Raw genomic sequence first — 16,629 nt, forward strand, 5'->3', positions numbered from 1 at the left:
AACCGTGATCCAGCCCACAGCGCCCTTCCGGGCCGATGCCACCGCCGGACGAGAACTCCCGGCCCGCCCCAGATCCCGGCCGCCGCCTCGCGGTGGCGATTCGCCCGACCAGGGCTTCACAGGGACAGCTCCAGCCACACGCTCACCGACCACGCTGCGGGCCAACTACAGCGCCCAGCAGTCAACGAACCCGCTCAGTCACACGACCGACCCGGCGAACCAACGCGGTCAGCGCACTAGCCGGACCGGGCGGCCCCGGCCGGCCGGCACATACCCGGGGCCCTCGCGCGCTTTCTCCGGCCCCTCCCCGGACCGCGCCGGCGGCACGCCCACAACCCCCACATTGCATGATCATGCGTAATAGCGCATACTCTTCCTATGTCTAAGGTTCTTACCTCCCTGCCCGCCGGCGAGCGCGTCGGCATCGCCTTCTCCGGTGGCCTCGACACCTCCGTCGCGGTCGCCTGGATGCGCGACAAGGGTGCCGTCCCGTGCACCTACACCGCCGACATCGGCCAGTACGACGAGCCCGACATCGCGTCGGTGCCCGGTCGCGCGTCGGCCTACGGCGCCGAGATCGCGCGCCTGGTCGACTGCCGCGCGGCGCTGGTCGAGGAAGGTCTGGCGGCGCTCACCTGCGGAGCGTTCCACATCCGCTCGGGCGGGCGTGCCTACTTCAACACCACGCCCCTCGGCCGCGCCGTCACCGGCACCCTGCTGGTCCGGGCGATGCTCGAGGACAACGTACAGATCTGGGGCGACGGCTCGACGTTCAAGGGCAATGACATCGAGCGGTTCTACCGCTACGGTCTGCTGGCCAACCCCCACCTGCGGATCTACAAGCCCTGGCTCGACGCGGACTTCGTCCACGAGCTGGGCGGCCGCAAGGAGATGTCGGAGTGGCTGGTCGCCCACGACCTCCCCTACCGCGACAGCACCGAGAAGGCGTACTCCACCGACGCCAACATCTGGGGCGCCACCCACGAGGCCAAGACCCTGGAGCACCTCGACACCGGCGTCGAGACCGTCGACCCGATCATGGGTGTGCGGTTCTGGGACCCGGCGGTCGAGATCGCCACCGAGGACGTCACGATCGGCTTCGACCAGGGCCGCCCGGTGACGATCAACGGCAAGGAGTTCGCCTCCGCCGTCGACCTGGTGATGGAGGCCAACGCCATCGGCGGCCGCCACGGCATGGGCATGTCCGACCAGATCGAGAACCGGGTGATCGAGGCCAAGAGCCGAGGCATCTACGAGGCCCCGGCCCTGGCCCTGCTGCACGCCGCCTACGAGCGGCTGGTCAACGCGATCCACAATGAGGACACCGTCGCGCAGTACCACAACGAGGGCCGCCGGCTGGGCCGTCTCATGTACGAGGGCCGCTGGCTCGACCCGCAGGCGCTGATGATCCGCGAGTCCCTCCAGCGCTGGGTCGGCGCCGCCGTCACCGGCGAGGTGACGCTGCGGCTGCGGCGCGGCGAGGACTACTCGATCATGAACACCTCCGGTCCGGCGTTCAGCTACCACCCGGACAAGCTGTCCATGGAGCGCACCGACAACTCCGCGTTCGGCCCGGTGGACCGGATCGGCCAGCTCACCATGCGCAACCTGGACATCGCCGACTCCCGCGCCAAGCTGGAGCAGTACGCCGATCTCGGCATCGTCGGCAACACGCACGCCACCCTCATCGGTGCCGCGCAGGCGGCCTCGACCGGGCTGATCGGTGCGATGCCGCAGGGCGGCGCCGAGGTCATCGCCTCCCGCGACCGGGCCGAGAGCGACGCCGACGAGATGCTCGACCGCGCCGCCATGGAGTTCGGCACCGACTGATCCGGGACGTACGGATCCGCCCGGCCGGGATGCTTCGGTGAGATCCCGGCCGGGCGGAGCGCGGCCCGCCCGGGACTTGGTTCACCGCGGCTTCGGATACCCCGACGGGTACCCTGGCCGGTCCGGGGCAGGAGAGACCCAGAACCCGCCCCGCCCGGTGAACGAAAGGAAACACCGCTCGTGACCAGCCCCGTATCGCTCTCACCAGCCCAGGCCGCGGCCCGCCTCACGGAGTTCACCGTCATCGATGTGCGGGCCCCGGGCGAGTACGCCTCCGGGCATGTTCCCGGCGCCCTCAACATCCCGCTCGACCGGCTCTCCGAGGCCGTCCCCGCGCTCAAGTCCGCCTCGGCACGCGGCGCCCTGCTCGTGGTCTGCGCCTCCGGGGTCCGCTCCACCCGGGCCTGCGACATCCTCTCGGCCGCCGACATCGACGCCGCCACACTGTCCGGCGGCACCTCCGCCTGGGAGGGCGAGGGCCGCGATCTGGACCGCCCCGCCGGCTCCCGGGGCGGCTGGGCACTGGAGCGGCAGATGCGGCTCGCCGCCGGTTCGCTGGTGGTGGCCGGTCTGCTGGCGGGGGTCAGGTACCCGGCCGCGCGCTGGCTGTCCGCCGGAATCGGCTCCGGTCTCGTGTACTCGGCGGTGACCGGCAGGTGCGGCATCACAGCCGCCCTGTCCAGGCTCCCCCACAACCGTGACCCCCGGGCGGCGACCAGCCTGAACGCGACGCTGGACGCCCTCCAGGGCTGACCGCCGGCCGGCACAGCGGGATCCGGGCGCCGAGGCGGTTTCGGACCCCGTCGCCGCCTCGGACCCCGTCGCGGCCTCGGCCCCCCGTCGCCGCCTCAGGCCTCGTCGCGGGCCAGGGCGAGCAGCCGGTCCAGTACCTTCGGGCCGCCCGCGCGCAGGCCGTCGTGCTCGTACTCGTCGGTCACCCAGGTGCGCAGCCCCCGGATCGCGGCGGCCGTGCGCAGCGCGTGCGCCGTGTCCACGTACATGTCGTCGTGGTAGACGGCGGCGGCCACCGGTACCTCGTTGGCGGCCAGGCGCTCCGTGTCGTACAGCGGCTCCCAGCCGCCTCGGGCAGCGAGGAGTTCGGCCGTCTCGCGCAGCGGGCGCAGGACCGGGTCCACGTCGAAGTGCCAGGGGTGGATGCTCTCGCCGGTGAACAGGACCGGGCCCTCGCCCCGGAGCGCCGCCGCCGCGTCGAACTGCGGGAACTCGGCGCGCACCCGCTCGGCCGCCCAGCCGGTGGGGCGTTCGCCCTGGCCGTAGATCGCCTCGTGCAGGAGCGCGTACAGCGGATGCCCGGCGAACGAACAGGCCGTACGCATGGCCTCCTGGAAGGTGTCGGAGAGTTCGGTGCCGTGCGGGGTGCGGACGAAGGCGTTCTCCAGCAGGTAGTGGAGCTGGTGGCTGCCGCTGCCGCCGCCGAGCATGATGCCGAGCGACTGGAAGCCCTCGGGTGTCAGCCGGTGTCCGGCGCTCTCGGGACGGTGCTCCGCGAGGTGAGCGGTGATCTCGCGGGCGCGCTCGACATCCTGCGGGTAGCGGGCGTAGTGCGCTGCGACCTTCCGCTCGATCCTCGGGTACGCGGCCCGGTAGATGTCGTCCGCGTGGGCGTCGAGCGAGGGCAGGCCGCCGGTGATCAGGACGGTGCTGAGCCCCTCGGGCGCGGCGCAGAGGTAGCGCACGGCGCAGAAGCCGCCGAAGGACTGGCCGAGCACCGTCCAGGGCGCGCCGCCGGTCAGCGCCGGCCGGATCAGCTCGCAGTCCCGCACGATGCTGTCGGACCGGAAGTGCGTGAGGTAGTCGGCCTGCTCGCGGGGGCCGCCGCGCAGCGGCAGCGTCTGCCGGTTGGCCGGGGTGGACAGGCCGGTGCCGCGCTGGTCCAGGAGCAGCACCCGGAACTCCCGCACGGCACGGCCCAGCCAGGCCTCCGTGCCGGTGAAGCGGCGGGCGCCGAAGCCGGGTCCGCCCTCCAGGTACAACAGCCACGGCAGCTCGTCTGCGGCCCTGGAAGCGGCCACCACCTCCCGGCCGAAGATCTCGATCTGCTCACCGCCCGGGTCGGTGTGATCGAGCGGCACGGTGAAGTGACGGTCGGTGAGGACGAGACCGGGCTGCCGGTAGCTGTTCAAGGGTGCTCCTGAATCCGATGTTTCCCGGACAGTTCAGCACACCCGTGTGCCCCGGACGGTCCCGGCCCGTGTGCGGTGGAACCGGCCGCCTCCTAACGTGCAGTCATGATCCGGTTCGAGCAGGTCGGCAAGGTGTACCCGGACGGTACGAAGGCCGTCCACGAACTGTCCTTCGAGGTCGCCGAGGGTGAGCTCGTCACCCTGGTCGGCCCGTCCGGCTGCGGCAAGACCACCACGATGATGATGGTCAACCGGCTGATCGAGCCGACCTCGGGACGGATCCTGGTGAACGGCGAGGACATCTCGAAGGTCGACCCCGTGAAGCTGCGCCGGGGTATCGGCTACGTCATCCAGCAGGTCGGGCTCTTCCCGCACCGCACGGTCCTCGACAACACCGCCACCGTCCCGGCGCTGATCGGCTGGAAGCGGTCCAGGGCCCGGGAGCGGGCGGCCGAACTGCTGGATCTGGTGGGCCTGGATCCGGCGACGTACGGCTCCCGCTACCCCGCGCAGCTCTCCGGCGGCCAGCGCCAGCGGGTCGGCGTGGCACGGGCACTGGCCGCCGATCCGCCGGTGCTCCTGATGGACGAACCGTTCGGCGCGGTGGACCCGGTGGTGCGGGAGCGGCTGCAGAACGAGTTCCTGAGCCTGCAGGCCACGGTCAGGAAGACGGTCCTGATGGTCACCCACGACATCGAGGAGGCGGTGCGGATGGGCGACCGGATCGCGGTGTACGGGGAGGGCCGCATCGAGCAGTTCGACAGTCCGGGGGCGGTGCTCGGCTCCCCCGCCACCCCGTACGTGGCCCGGTTCGTCGGCGCCGACCGGGGCCTCAAGCGGCTCTCGGTCACCACGATCGAACCCGAGGACCTGGAGGAGCCCCCGGTGGCCCGGCTGGACGAGCCGGTCCGGGTGGCGGCGGCCCGGCTCGGCGCCGCGGGCTCACGGTGGGCGGTCGTCCTGAGCGGTGCGGGCGAGCTGCACGGCTGGGTGTCGGCGGACGCGTTGCGGATCGCCGGGGAGTCCGGCACGGTGGGCGAACTCGCCCGCCGGATGGACGCGTGGGTGCCGGTCGGCGCGCCCCTGAAGCAGGCGTTCAGCGAGATGCTCCAGCACGACGCCGGGTGGGTGGCGGTCCTCGACGGAGCGCGGTTCCTCGGCGTCCTGACCCCGGCGAAGCTGCACGAGGCGCTTCGCCGGTCGGTGGACGCGGACGCGCAGGGCGTGGGACGTGACGAGGTCGAGTTCGATTCGGTGGCGGACGCCTGAGGGGGCGCGTGCCCCTCGTGTCGGCCTACACGCCGGCGGACAGCCGGCTTCCGGCCTCGTCCCACGGCTCGGGTTCGGCGACGTCGTCCCTCTCGTGGGCGTCCTCCTCGAACCAGCCCGCCCCCGCGAGCCAGGTCTCCAGCCACCCCGCGAGGCCGGCGGAATCCAGGAACCAGCACCGCTCCCACGATCCGCCGCCGTACGGGTTCGGGTCGAAGAGCAGGACCTGGCCGTCTTCACTGCGGCAGTCGACACCCGCGTACATGCCGCAGCCCCAGGTCAGGATCGGTACGACGCCTTCGGGCCAGTCCGAGTGCTCCGCCGCGGCGGCTGCCGCACGCAGCGTCAGGTATTCGCCGGTCACGCCGCAGTCCGGACCGGACAGCGGAAGCAGTCGGTAGTCGGGGCCGAAGCCGCCGTCGGCGACCTCGCGGTACAGACGGACGAGCAGCGGGTGCAGCGCGAAGCCCAGTTCGGCCTCGGCCTCCGCGATCCGGGCATCGTCGAGCGGCGCGGGCAGGCTCGCGTTGTCCGATGCGGCCCGGACGGCGACGCTTCGCACGAGATCGTCCATGTCGTTCATGCCCGTGATCCTGCCAGGCCCCTCTGACACATCGCTGCCGAGGCCGGCCGTCACGGATCGCGGCTCTCAGGGCCGTTCGGGCTTGAGGGCGAGGAAGGTGGCGTAGGTCCGCTCGGCCCCTTCGCCGGGTTCCTCCACCAGGCGCGCGGTGAGGGCGAACCCGGCCTGCTTCAGGAGCCCGGCGATCCGGTCGGGCGGCAGCAGGTAGGACTCGTAGGACACCGGATGCCCGCCGTACGCCTGTGTGGGACGCAGGTGCTGGCCGGCCCCCACGTGGCCGGCCAGCATCAGACAGCCGCCCGGCGCGAGAGTGCGGTGGAACTCGCCGAACACCACGGGCAGCAGCTCCGGCGGGGTGTGGTGGGTGGAGTAGTACGCGAGGATGCCACCGAGTCCGGCGTCCTCGATCGGGAGGTCGGTCATCGAGCCGACACCGAAGCGCAGTTCCGGGTGGGCGCCACGGGCCAGTTCGACCATGGCGGGCGACAGGTCCAGCCCGAACACGTCCACCTGCCGCGCCGCGAGGTGGGCCGTGACCCTGCCGGGCCCGCACCCCAGGTCTGCGACCGGTCCGAGGCCGGCCGTCCGTGCCACCTCCGCGAAGACGTCCAGCATCCCCCGGGACAGCGGGTCCAGCTCCGCCGGGGTCCTGACCCGTTCGACATAGTCGGCGGCGACGGTGTCGTACGACTCCCGGACAGCGGCGAGGTAGGAGAGCTCAGGCATGCGGGCGACTCTAGAGCCTCTCCCCGTCGTGGCGGTCCTCAGAGGTCAGACGCTCGCGGCGTACCGCCAGAAGTCCCGCATCAGCACCGGCGGGGTGGGGCCGGCCATCGCGACCTGGCTGAGCATGACGGCGACCGTGCCGGTGGCCGGGATGATGTGCGCCGTCGTGCCGGTGCCTCCGACCCAGCCGTAGCGCCCCGGCACGTTCCAGGGATCGAGCGTCTCGACGTCGACCGAGCCGCCGAACCCCCAGCCCTGTCCCTCGGTGAACAGCCCGCTGGCCGCGCGCTGAGCCGGTGTCAGGTGGTCGGTCGTCATCTGCCGCACCGATTCGGGCGTCAGGAGGCTGCGGCTGCCCACGGACCCGTCGTCGAGCAGCATCCGGGCGAAGGCGAACCAGTCGTCGACGGTCGAGACGAGCCCGCCGCCACCGGACGGGAAGTCCGGCGGGCTGCTCCACTGCCCGTCGGGTGCGTCCACCAGTTCCAGGGCCCCCTCCGCGTCCGCCCGGTAGTAACCGGTGAGTCGGTCGAGCCGGTCCGGGGGGACGGCGAATCCGGTGTCGGTCATCCCGAGCGGCTCGAACAGCCGCTCCGCCATGAACTCCGGCAGCGGCTGGCCCGAAACCCGGGCGATCAGCACGCCCAGGATGTCGGCGCAGGTGTTGTACAGCCACGCCTCCCCCGGCTGGTGGAGCATCGGGACCCGGGCCAGCGCCGCCATCCACTCGTCCGGGGCGGCGACGGCCTGCGGCTCCGGCGGGCCCTGGTTCAGCTCACTGAACAGGGGCGCGAGCGCGGGCAGCGAGAAGTCGGACGGGAATCCGTATCCGGCGCGGAAGGTGAGCAGATCGAGCACGGTGATCGGCCGCGCGGCCGGGACCACGTCGTCGACCGGACTCTGCGGGGTGCGTACGACCATCGGCGCGGCCAGTTCGGGCAGCCATGGCCCGACCGGGTCGGACGCCGCCATCCGGCCGTCGTCGATCAGCATCATGGCCGCCGCCGCGGTGACCGGCTTGGTGATCGAGGCGATCCGGAAGACCGAGTCCCGGGCCATCGGCACGCCGCCGTCCGTGAAGGCGGAGCCGACCGCCGCCACCTCGATGCGTTCGCCGCGGGCAACCAGTCCCACCGCTCCCGGCACCGACCCGTGACGTACGTGCGTTTCCAGTACTTCGCGCAGGGTGCTCATCGCTCCGCCTTCTCAGGTGTGGGGTTCGACAGGATGACTCCACCGGTGCTCAGAACTCATCGGGCCGCGCCCGCCGCCCCGCGGTGCGCTCAGCCGGCCGGGATGAGGTGCTCGGACCGCAGATAGGCGCGGGCCACGTCCTCGGGGAGCCGCCGCCAGCTGTCCACCTGTTCGTTCAGCCGGGCCAGGTCCGCCGTGGTCAGTACGGTGTTCAGCTTGCCCAGCGCCGTGCGCACGCCCGCGCTGCCCGCCCTGGCACGGTTGACGACGGGGACGAGGTAGTCGGCGTTCTGCAGGTGCTTGTCGTCCGCGAGCAGCACGAGCCCGAATTCGTCCAGGGTGGCGTCGGTGGTGGTGGTCAGCACCATCTGGTCCCGGCCGCTCTGGACCGCCTGCTTGGCCTGGGTGGTACCGACGCCCTTGGGGTCGACGGCGGTGATGTCGATGCCGTACGTCTTCTTCAGGCCGGGTGCGCAGTACGGGCGCTGCACGCATTCGTCACCTGCCGCCAGCCGGACGGGCAGCCCTGATCCGCCGAGGTCGCTGAGCGACTTCAGGTGGTGCTTCCTCGCGTACGCGGAGGTGACGGCGAAGGCGTTCTGGTCGACGGCCCGGCCGGGGTCCAGGACGGTGAGGCCGCGTGGCGCGGCCAGGGCGCGCAGGGCCTTCATGGTCGCGGACAGATCCGGGGAGCCGACGGGTGCGGCGTCGGCACCGTTCTTCTTGGCGTTCAGCCAGTCGGCAAAGGTGGCGGCGTACTCCGGTACGACGTCGATCTGGCCGCTCTCCAGTGCCGGTTCGTAGATCTCCCGGTTGGTGACGGAGATGATCTTCGTGGAGTATCCGGCCCGGTCGAGCAGCAGAGCGTACATCTGGGCGAGCAGATCGCTCTCGGTGAAGCCCGCCGAGCCGATGGTGAGGTGCTTGCTGTCGCCGGGCGGCGCGGTGACCTCGCCCTGGTTCTCCAGCGCCGGTCCGGTGGTGCAGGCGGTCGCCGCCAGTGCGAACAGCAGGATCGCGGGGAGCGCGCGACGGGCCCTCATCCGGTGTTCCCGTCGCGGACCCAGTCCGGCGCGAGCCGCTGCGCCAGCTCGAAGAGCCCTTCGACGATCAGGGCGAACACGGCGACCAGGACCGCTCCGGCGACCACCTGGGCGGTCGAGGCGAGGTTGAATCCGGCGGTGATGATCCGGCCCAGGCCGCCGCCGCCCGCCAGGGCGGCGATGGTGGCGGTGGCGACGAGCTGCACGGCCGCGACCCTTACCCCGGTGAGGATGAGCGGCAGGGCGAGTGGCACCTCGACCTGGAACAGCAGCTGTCTGCCGGTCATCCCCATGCCCCGGGCCGCCCGCACGACGTCCTGATCGACCTCGCGCATGCCGACGTAGGCGTTGGTGAGGAGCGGGGGTACGGCGAACAGGACGAGGGCGACGATGGTCGGTCCCTCTCCGAAGCGGCCGACCGGGGTGAGCAGGAGCAGCACCAGGACGGCGAAGGTGGGGACGGCCCGACCGACGTTGGAGATGTTGACGGCGAGGGCGCCACCCTTGCCGAGGTGGCCGAGGACCAGCGCCACCGGCAGCGCGATGAGGCAGCTGATCAGCAGGCAGACGACGGTGAGGTAGAGGTGCTGGCCGAGCCTGGTCCAGATGCCGTCGTCGCCGTACCAGTGCGCGGAGGTGGTGAGCCAGGACCAGGCCTTGGTGAGGGTGTTCACGACTGCCTCCGGGTCCAGGGCGTCAGCAGGCGTTGCATCAGGAGGAGGAGCAGGTCGGCGGCGACGGCGATGACGACGCAGAGCACGGACGCGGTGAGCACCTGCGCCTTGAAGTAGGTGTTCATGCCGGAGTAGATGAGGTTGCCGAGTCCGCCGTAGCCGACGATGGCGCCGATGGTGACCAGGGAGACCGCGGAGACGGTGGCGATGCGCAGACCCGCCATGGCGGCGGGCAGGGCGAGTGGGAGTTCCACCGCGACGAGCAGCCGTACGGGCCCGTATCCCATGCCCCGAGCCGCCTGGCGGGTCTCCTCAGGTACGGCTCGGAGTCCGGCCAGGATGTTCCGTACGAGCAGGGTCAGGGAGTACAGGACGAGCCCCGCGACGACGAGCGCGGCGGAGAGCCCGTACACCGGCAGCAGCAGCGAGAACATCGCGAGGGAGGGCACGGTGTACAGGACGGTGGTCACCCCGAGCACCGGTCCTGCCGCCCAGCGCCAGCGGCGGGCGGCGAGGGCGAGGGGCAGGGCGAGCGCCAGGCCGATCAGTACGGCGATCACGGTCAGCTGGAGGTGCTGGAGCACGGCCTCCCACAGGATGTGCCGGCGGCTGCTCAGGTAGGCGCCGCAGATCCATTCGTTGCGCGCGAGGCAGTCGTCCGGAGGCGCGGTCACCCGTCCATTGCAGCCCGGAACAGGGCGGGAGCGCGCGTCCTGATCGACTGTTCGTGGAGCGGGACGGCGCGGGGCCGGTGGACGGCGCCGGGCGCGAGCGGCCGGCCCCGCTCGGACCCGTGGCGCGGCCGGCCCCCGCTCGGACCTACTTGGCGGCCGCCTCGGTGAGGATCCGGACGAGCTCTGCGGGCCGGGAGTACATCGGCCAGTGTCCGGTGTCCGTCGTGACCAGGTCCCAGCTGTCCCCGGTGAGCAACGCGGCAACGTCGTCGCTGGGTTCGGGACCGTCGAGCAGGCACTTGACGTAGGTGACCGGGAGGCCGTCGAGCGGGGCGCTCAGTACGGCGGGGTCGCTCAGCGAGGCGCCCGGGTGCGGCGTCGCGCCGGCCAGGAGGCGCGCGGTCTGCTCGTCGGTGAGCCCCTGGCCCTCGAACTCGGCCGGGGCCGGCGGCGCCCAGGAGCCGCCGTTGCCCGCGAGCTCGGCCTCCAGCGCGGCCGGCCCCTGCCACCAGGTGGAGACGAAGGACTGGCCCTCGGCCGGAACACTGGCGTCCACGTAGACCACGCGGGCGAGCCGGTCACCGATGCGGCCGGCGGCCTGGCCGACCGGGATGCCCGAGTAGCTGTGGCCGACCAGCACGACATCACGCAGGCCGAGGCGCTCCACCTCGTCGACGATGTCGGTCACATGGCTCTGCGGGCCGGCCGGCAGTTCCCGCTTCTCCCCGACGCCGCTCAGGGTCACCGGGTGTGCGCCGTGTCCCGCCGCACGCAGCCCCGGCACCACCTCGTCCCATGCCGACGCTCCCAGCCAGGCACCTGCCACCAGTACGAATTCAGTCATGCGCAGACCCTAACCGAGGGGTCTGACAACGCCGTTGAGCCGCTCTCCGGTCCAGGATGCGCAGCACCTGCTCGCCCCAGCGCAGGTTCTCCGCCTCGAAGGACCGTCCGCGCATCAGGGTCAGGTAGGGGCCGATGCGGTCGGTTTCCTCGATGAAGGTCTCCTCGTCGCGGCCGTCCAGCAGACGTTCCCGGAGCCGTTCGTAGCGGGCGAGCTTGGCACGCGCCCACTCCACGCGTTCCGCGACCGAGGCACGCACCGCTTCGTGGTCGCCGGCGTCCACCGCCTGGGTCATGACCAGGAGCTCGTCCCTGATGGCGATGGGGCGGGGCGGTTCGGCGGTGAACGCCGCGAGCGAGGCGCGGCCCGGCTCCGTGAGCGTGAACACCCGCTTGTTCGGCCTGCGCTGCTGCTCGACGACCCGTGCCTCGATCAGGCCGCTCCCCGCCAGCCGGTCCAGCTCCCGGTAGAGCTGCTGCGGGGTGGTGGACCAGAAGTCCGCCACCGAGACGTCGAAGATCTTGGCCAGGTCGTAGCCGGAGGCCTCGCCTTCCAGCAGGGCGGCCAGGACCGCGTACTTGAGAGACATCTGGACACGCTAGCACCGATGTGATTAACCTCTTTCACACCTATTCAACAAATTGACTATGGAGTGGCGCATGCACCCCTTCCGAGAGGCCGTCGAGGCACACGATCTCGACGCCGTCGAGGCGCTGCTGGCCGAGGACGTCGTCTTCACCAGCCCGGTGGCGTTCAAGCCGTACCCCGGCAAGCCCCTCACCGCCGCGATCCTGCGTGCCGTCATCGAGGTGTTCTCGGACTTCCGGTACGTCCGGGAGATGTCGAGCGAGGACGGGCGCGACCACGCGCTCGCCTTCGTCGCGAAGGTGGGCGACCGGGAGATCAGCGGCTGCGACTTCCTGCACATGAACGAGGCGGGCGAGATCGACGACATGATGGTGATGGTCCGGCCGCTGTCCGGGGCGCAGGCACTGGCGGAGGCCATGGGCGCGCGGTTCGAGGCGATCGCCCGCGAGGCGTCGGCGGGCTGACCCGGCCGGGGCGTGAACCGGGCCCCGTCCTCAGCGGTGTTGATACGCTCGGCGTTCCATGGACGCAGTCACCGAGATCCAGCTGATCACCGTCCCGGCGGGCCGGGTCACCCTGTCGGACCGTCGTACGCAACGCAGTTGGGCGGTCGACCTGACCCCCTTCCTGCTCGGCGCGTCCGTGGTCACCCAGGACCTGTACGCACAGGTCACCGGCGAGCGCCCGGCCTCCGCCCAGGGCGGCCGGCTCCCCGTGGAGAGCGTTTCCTGGCTGGACGCGGTCCGGTTCTGCAACGCCCTGTCACTGCGAGCCGGCCTGACCCCCGTCTACCGCCTGCCCGCCGGCCCCGACGGTACGCAGAGCGCCGAAGGCGTCGCCCTGGACACTGCCGCCGACGGGTTCCGGCTGCCCACCGAGGCCGAGTGGGAGCACGCCTGCCGGGCCGGCACGACGGGCGCCCGCTACGGAGAACTCGACGACATCGCCTGGCACCGGGGCAACTCCCGGGAGCGGATGCACGAGGTGGGCGGCCGGGAGCCGAACGCCTGGGGCCTGTACGACACGCTGGGCAACGTCTGGGAATGGTGCTGGGACGTCTACGACGCCGAGGTGTACGGCAGCTACCGGGTGCTGCGCGGCGGCGGCTGGTTCGACGAGCACTGGAGCTGCCGGGCCTCGGTGCGCCGCCGCAGCCACCCGACGTTCCGGATCGACGACACCGGGTTCCGGGTGGCACGTTCCGTGCTGTGACGTCGCGCGATGCCCCGAAGGCGCGGCAGGCCGCTGCGCCGCTCGTTCCCGGCGGTGGCAGCTCCGTCGCCGGCTTGCGGACCCGTGGTGCACGGTGTCGACTCGAAGCAGATGCGCAGATGGCCGCCTCCCCTCTCCCGGTCTGGGGTGAATCCCCGTGCTGTTCTCCGATCGCGCCGACGCGGGACAACGGCTCGCGGAGGCTCTCCGCCCGCTGGCCGCAAGCGATCCCGTCGTACTGGGCCTGCCGCGCGGCGGAGTCCCGGTCGCCTTCCGCGTCGCCCAGGCGCTCGGTGCGCCGCTCGACGTGATCGTGGTCCGCAAGCTCGGCGTCCCGCGCCACCCGGAACTGGGCTTCGGCGCCATCGGTGAGGGCGGGGTGCGGGTCATCAGCGAGGACATCCTGCGCCGCAGCGGGGCGTCCCCGGAGGACCTCGCCGCCGTGGAGCACACCGAGGGCGCCGAACTGCTGCGCCGGGCCCGGACCTTCCGAGGCGACCGGCCGCGCATCCGCTTCGAAGGGCGCTGCGTGATCGTCGTGGACGACGGCATCGCGACCGGCGCGACCGCTCTCGCCGCGTGCGAGGTGGCCCGTGCGCAGGGAGCGGCACGGGTGGTGCTGGCCGTGCCGGTGGCGCCGCCGGACGCCGCCGAGCGGGTCCGGGGCCGGGTGGACGAGCTGGTGTGCCTGTCCACGCCGCTCCGGTTCGCCGCGGTGGGTGAGTGGTACCGGGACTTCGGCCAGACCCCGGACGAGGAGGTCGTCGCGCTGCTGGCGCGGGCCGCGGACCGGCCGTCCGCGCCCACGCCCGTCGACGTGGCCGTGGAGGCGGGCGGTGTGGTGCTGCCGGGTGAGCTCACCTCGGCCGGGTCCGCCCGCGCCCTCGTGGTGTTCGCCCACGGATCCGGCAGCAGCCGGCACAGCCCGCGCAACCGCTCGGTGGCGGCGGCCCTGCACCGGGCGGGGCTCGGCACCCTGCTGTTCGACCTGCTCACACCGGCCGAGGCGGCGGACCGCTCGGCCGTCTTCGACATCGCGACCCTGGCGGAACGGCTGATCGGCGCCACCGGCTGGCTGCGGCGTCGCGAGTCCCTTCCCGTCGGTGTCTTCGGGGCCAGCACCGGGGCAGCGGCCGCACTGCGGGCGGCGGCCGCACTCGGAGCCGGGCGCGACACGGGGATCGGCGCGGTCGTCTCGCGCGGCGGCCGGCCCGACCTGGCGGGCGCCCGCCTCGGTGATGTCCGGTCTCCGACCCTCCTCGTCGTGGGCGGCCGCGACCCCCGGGTACTGGAACTGAACCGGCAGGCGCGCCGGGAGCTGCGCTGCGAGAGCCGGCTGGAGGTCGTCGCCGGCGCGACGCACCTCTTCGAGGAGCCGGGTGCGCTGGACGAGGTGGCCGGGCTAGCCCGGGAGTGGTTCCGCGAGCACCTCACGGGGCCCGGGAGCGGCTCGGCGGCCATCTGAGAGACCGGGCCGGCAGGCCCGGCGGGCACCGTCGAGCGAATGTCCGTGCGGATTGCGCGGTCGGGAAGCAACCGTGGACGCCGATCAGCCGTCTTGATCCACAACAAGGCGGTACGCCGCACATGACAAGCTCTCCGACCCCCCATGAGCGCACAGGTCAGAGCACCGAGCGGCTATGCACTGAATGTATACATTGCATGCATAGTCGACGGCCGGCCCGTCCGCGCGCGAAAGGCTCCCATGCACAGCAAAGCACTGGCGCCCGAGTACCAGGGCGCCCTCACCAAGATGTCCGTGAACGCCTCCCTCACCGACGTACTGGCCGAGGGAGAAAGCCACTTGAGGGCGGCCCAACTGGCCGGCTCCCAGCAGGAGGTGGCCCGCGCCGGACTCGCGGTGGCCGAGGCGCACCGCAGGCTGGGCCACGTACAGGACGCCGACCGCGCCTGGAAGGCCAGCTACCGCGCGGCCCGGTCCGCCGAGGACACCGGGGCGATGGCCTGGGCGCTGTGGAGCGGCGGCACGCTCGCCCGCCAGCGGGGCGCACTGCGCCTCGCCTTCCGCCTGCTGGGCCTGGCCGCCGACCTGGGCAAGAAGGGCGGCGACGTGGTCGCCCGGGGCTACTCGCTCGCGGGTCTCGCGGAGACCGGGCGCATCCAGGGCGACTACCGGACCGTCGCCGCCCTGCACGAGCAACTGCTCGCCGAGGCACGCGCCCGGGGCGAGGCACGGCACACCGTCTGGGCCCTGGAGGGCATCGCTCAGATCCACCGCAACACCGGCTCGTTCGACACCGCCCTGGAGATGTTCGAGGAGGCGGCGCAGCTGGCCGGGAACGCGGACGACCGGCGCGGCCGGGCCTGGGCGCTGCGCGGTATGGCGGACATCATCTCCGTACGGGACAACGACCCGGAGCGCGCGCTCGCCCTGCTGGCGGAGGCCGAACTGACCTGCCGTGAGATGAACTTGTCCAGCGCCCTCGCCTACAACCACAAGATGCGCGCCAACGTGCTCTACCGCGCCGGTCGGTACGAGGAGGCCCGCGAGGTGTACGAAGAGGCGCTCGGCGAGTTCCGGGCAATGACCGAGCCCCGGGGCGAGGCGCTGGCCCGCCTCGGTCTGGTGAAGTCGCTCGCCCGGCTGGGCCGGGACCGCACGCAGACCGCTGCGGAGCTGGACGGGCTGCGCGTCACGCTCGACCGGATAGGACTGCTCAACGCGCGCGACATGGTCGACAAGGCCTACGCGGAACTCGGCGTATCACCGGCCGGTGACGCGGTGGCCGGGGAAGCCGGCCGCCGATGACACCCCCCGTGACCCAGCAGGCCACGGCGTCGGAGGTACTCGCCCGCTGCCGCGCCCTCGTCCGGCCCGGCCTGGAGCTCGCCGTGCGGCAGCTGCACCCGTGGCATGCCGAGATCACCGCGTTCTCGCTCGGCTGGGACTGGCCCGGCGGCCGGGCCGTCCCCGGCGGGCAGGGCAAGGGGATCCGGCAGGCCCTCGCGGTGCTCGGCGCCGAGGCCGTCGGCGCGAAGGCGCAGAGCGCGGTCCGGGGCGCCGTCGCGGCCGAGCTGATCCACACCTTCTCCCTGCTCCACGACGACATCATGGACGGCGACGAGACCCGCAGGCAGCGCGCCACCGCCTGGAAGGCCTACGGGACCGGGCCCGCCGTCCTGGCGGGCGACGCGCTCTTCGCGCTGGCCGTGCAGACCCTGGCGGACGCCCCCGGCCCGCACTGCGTGCCGGCGGTCCGGCTGCTGTCCTCGACCCTGAACGACCTGGTCCGCGGCCAGGCCGACGACCTGCTCTTCGAGTCCCGGCCCTGGACCGGGCCCGATGCGGTGCGGCCGCACGAGTACCGGCTGATGGCCGAGTACAAGACGGGTTCGCTGCTGGGCTGCGCAGCGGGTCTGGGCGCCGTGCTCGGCGGGGCCGGACGGACGGCCGCCGACGCGCTGACCTCTGCGGGACGCCATCTGGGAGTCGCCTTCCAGGTCATGGACGACGTGCTCGGCATCTGGGGCGACCCGGAGGTGACGGGCAAGCCGGTGCACGGCGATCTGCGCCGGCAGAAGAAGACCTACCCCGTCCTCACCGCCCTCGCGGCGGGCGACCGGGCAGCCCTGGAGCTGGGCGCCCTGTTGCGTACCGGCGAGCCGCTCGACGAGGGGGCGGCCGCGCGGGCCGCCGGTCTGGTCGAGGAGGCCGGCGGGCGCTCGGCCGCCGTGGCCGAGGCCCACCGTCACCTGGAGAGCGCCCGCGCCTGTCTGGAGAGCGTCGCGCTGGAGACGGAGGCGGTCGGCGAACTCCTCGCGCTGCTGCCCTACTTCGTCGAGCGCACCGTGTGACGGCCACCGTCCGCACCGCCGCCGGCCCGCCG

Annotated in this window: 17 protein-coding genes; 8 read left to right on the plus strand and 9 right to left on the minus strand. The window is 72.5% G+C overall.

The window, feature by feature from the left end; genetic code table 11:
• Positions 1 to 378: 378 nt before the first annotated feature.
• Together argG and EDD93_RS34115 are read left to right on the plus strand one after the other, a co-directional pair.
• Positions 379 to 1,830: an argininosuccinate synthase gene (argG, locus tag EDD93_RS34110; RefSeq protein WP_123529971.1), complete on the plus strand. Its 1,452-nt coding sequence runs from the start codon at positions 379 to 381 to the stop codon at positions 1,828 to 1,830.
• A gap of 180 nt (positions 1,831 to 2,010) precedes the next feature.
• Positions 2,011 to 2,583, plus strand: coding sequence for a rhodanese-like domain-containing protein (locus EDD93_RS34115; protein ID WP_123529973.1), 573 nt, complete (start codon positions 2,011 to 2,013; stop codon positions 2,581 to 2,583).
• 95 nt (positions 2,584 to 2,678) lie between these two features.
• Here EDD93_RS34115 and EDD93_RS34120 read toward each other — a convergent pair whose 3' ends face one another.
• Positions 2,679 to 3,974 carry an alpha/beta fold hydrolase gene (locus tag EDD93_RS34120; protein ID WP_123529975.1) on the minus strand — a complete coding sequence of 432 codons (1,296 nt, stop codon included), beginning with the start codon at positions 3,972 to 3,974 and terminating at the stop codon, positions 2,679 to 2,681.
• A gap of 105 nt (positions 3,975 to 4,079) precedes the next feature.
• On the opposite strand from EDD93_RS34120, the gene EDD93_RS34125 reads away from it, so the two are divergent.
• The gene (locus tag EDD93_RS34125; RefSeq protein ID WP_123529977.1) at positions 4,080 to 5,243 is read left to right on the plus strand and encodes an ABC transporter ATP-binding protein; all 1,164 of its coding nucleotides are present in this window, start codon (positions 4,080 to 4,082) and stop codon (positions 5,241 to 5,243) included.
• Between the two features lie 25 nt (positions 5,244 to 5,268).
• On the opposite strand, the gene EDD93_RS34130 is transcribed toward EDD93_RS34125, so the two are convergent.
• From EDD93_RS34130 to EDD93_RS34165, 8 genes are all read right to left on the minus strand, one after another.
• Positions 5,269 to 5,826, minus strand: a complete 558-nt coding sequence (locus tag EDD93_RS34130) for an SMI1/KNR4 family protein (protein WP_123529979.1) — start codon at positions 5,824 to 5,826, stop codon at positions 5,269 to 5,271.
• A 66-nt stretch (positions 5,827 to 5,892) separates the two neighbouring features.
• The gene (locus tag EDD93_RS34135; RefSeq protein WP_123529981.1) at positions 5,893 to 6,552 is read right to left on the minus strand and encodes a class I SAM-dependent methyltransferase; all 660 of its coding nucleotides are present in this window, start codon (positions 6,550 to 6,552) and stop codon (positions 5,893 to 5,895) included.
• A gap of 45 nt (positions 6,553 to 6,597) precedes the next feature.
• A complete protein-coding gene (locus EDD93_RS34140) occupies positions 6,598 to 7,746 on the minus strand; it encodes a serine hydrolase (RefSeq protein WP_123529983.1) in 1,149 nt (382 codons plus the stop codon).
• Between the two features lie 89 nt (positions 7,747 to 7,835).
• Entirely contained in the window at positions 7,836 to 8,789 is a 954-nt protein-coding gene (locus tag EDD93_RS34145) for an ABC transporter substrate-binding protein (RefSeq protein WP_123529985.1), read from the minus strand.
• A complete protein-coding gene (locus tag EDD93_RS34150) occupies positions 8,786 to 9,463 on the minus strand; it encodes an ABC transporter permease (RefSeq protein ID WP_123529987.1) in 678 nt (225 codons plus the stop codon). The genes EDD93_RS34145 and EDD93_RS34150 overlap by 4 nt, the downstream gene beginning before the upstream one ends.
• Positions 9,460 to 10,137: an ABC transporter permease gene (locus tag EDD93_RS34155; RefSeq protein WP_123529989.1), complete on the minus strand. Its 678-nt coding sequence runs from the start codon at positions 10,135 to 10,137 to the stop codon at positions 9,460 to 9,462. Before EDD93_RS34155 ends, EDD93_RS34150 begins: the two co-directional genes overlap by 4 nt.
• Before the next feature lie 145 nt (positions 10,138 to 10,282).
• A complete protein-coding gene (locus tag EDD93_RS34160; protein ID WP_123529991.1) occupies positions 10,283 to 10,981 on the minus strand; it encodes an alpha/beta fold hydrolase in 699 nt (232 codons plus the stop codon).
• The gene (locus EDD93_RS34165; protein ID WP_123529993.1) at positions 10,974 to 11,570 is read right to left on the minus strand and encodes a PadR family transcriptional regulator; all 597 of its coding nucleotides are present in this window, start codon (positions 11,568 to 11,570) and stop codon (positions 10,974 to 10,976) included. Before EDD93_RS34165 ends, EDD93_RS34160 begins: the two co-directional genes overlap by 8 nt.
• A gap of 70 nt (positions 11,571 to 11,640) precedes the next feature.
• Here EDD93_RS34165 and EDD93_RS34170 point away from each other — a divergent pair, with 70 nt between their 5' ends.
• The 5 genes from EDD93_RS34170 (at position 11,641) to EDD93_RS34190 (ending at position 16,597) form a co-directional block, all read left to right on the plus strand.
• Positions 11,641 to 12,033: a nuclear transport factor 2 family protein gene (locus tag EDD93_RS34170; RefSeq protein WP_123529995.1), complete on the plus strand. Its 393-nt coding sequence runs from the start codon at positions 11,641 to 11,643 to the stop codon at positions 12,031 to 12,033.
• 58 nt (positions 12,034 to 12,091) lie between these two features.
• Entirely contained in the window at positions 12,092 to 12,781 is a 690-nt protein-coding gene (locus tag EDD93_RS34175) for an SUMF1/EgtB/PvdO family nonheme iron enzyme (protein ID WP_123529997.1), read from the plus strand.
• Between the two features lie 157 nt (positions 12,782 to 12,938).
• Positions 12,939 to 14,246, plus strand: a complete 1,308-nt coding sequence (locus EDD93_RS34180; RefSeq protein ID WP_123529999.1) for a phosphoribosyltransferase — start codon at positions 12,939 to 12,941, stop codon at positions 14,244 to 14,246.
• Between the two features lie 240 nt (positions 14,247 to 14,486).
• Positions 14,487 to 15,551: a tetratricopeptide repeat protein gene (locus EDD93_RS34185; protein WP_123530001.1), complete on the plus strand. Its 1,065-nt coding sequence runs from the start codon at positions 14,487 to 14,489 to the stop codon at positions 15,549 to 15,551.
• On the plus strand, positions 15,548 to 16,597 hold the full coding sequence (locus EDD93_RS34190) for a polyprenyl synthetase family protein (protein ID WP_123530003.1): 1,050 nt from the start codon (positions 15,548 to 15,550) through the stop codon (positions 16,595 to 16,597). Before EDD93_RS34185 ends, EDD93_RS34190 begins: the two co-directional genes overlap by 4 nt.
• The last annotated feature ends 32 nt before the right edge of the window (positions 16,598 to 16,629 follow it).

Origin of the sequence: Streptomyces sp. 840.1, from assembly GCF_003751445.1 — a bacterium.
Taxonomy (GTDB): domain Bacteria; phylum Actinomycetota; class Actinomycetes; order Streptomycetales; family Streptomycetaceae; genus Streptomyces.

Bases quoted from the DNA above. Each gene is read 5' to 3' on its own strand.
- argG (WP_123529971.1), top strand. From the start codon at position 379: ATGTCTAAGGTTCTTACCTCCCTGCCCGCCGGCGAGCGCGTCGGCATC.
- EDD93_RS34125 (WP_123529977.1), top strand. From the start codon at position 4,080: ATGATCCGGTTCGAGCAGGTCGGCAAGGTGTACCCGGACGGTACGAAG.
- EDD93_RS34130 (WP_123529979.1), bottom strand. From the start codon at position 5,826: ATGAACGACATGGACGATCTCGTGCGAAGCGTCGCCGTCCGGGCCGCA.
- EDD93_RS34135 (WP_123529981.1), bottom strand. From the start codon at position 6,552: ATGCCTGAGCTCTCCTACCTCGCCGCTGTCCGGGAGTCGTACGACACC.
- EDD93_RS34140 (WP_123529983.1), bottom strand. From the start codon at position 7,746: ATGAGCACCCTGCGCGAAGTACTGGAAACGCACGTACGTCACGGGTCG.
- EDD93_RS34145 (WP_123529985.1), bottom strand. From the start codon at position 8,789: ATGAGGGCCCGTCGCGCGCTCCCCGCGATCCTGCTGTTCGCACTGGCG.
- EDD93_RS34160 (WP_123529991.1), bottom strand. From the start codon at position 10,981: ATGACTGAATTCGTACTGGTGGCAGGTGCCTGGCTGGGAGCGTCGGCA.
- EDD93_RS34165 (WP_123529993.1), bottom strand. From the start codon at position 11,570: ATGTCTCTCAAGTACGCGGTCCTGGCCGCCCTGCTGGAAGGCGAGGCC.
- EDD93_RS34170 (WP_123529995.1), top strand. From the start codon at position 11,641: ATGCACCCCTTCCGAGAGGCCGTCGAGGCACACGATCTCGACGCCGTC.
- EDD93_RS34175 (WP_123529997.1), top strand. From the start codon at position 12,092: ATGGACGCAGTCACCGAGATCCAGCTGATCACCGTCCCGGCGGGCCGG.
- EDD93_RS34185 (WP_123530001.1), top strand. From the start codon at position 14,487: ATGCACAGCAAAGCACTGGCGCCCGAGTACCAGGGCGCCCTCACCAAG.
- EDD93_RS34190 (WP_123530003.1), top strand. From the start codon at position 15,548: ATGACACCCCCCGTGACCCAGCAGGCCACGGCGTCGGAGGTACTCGCC.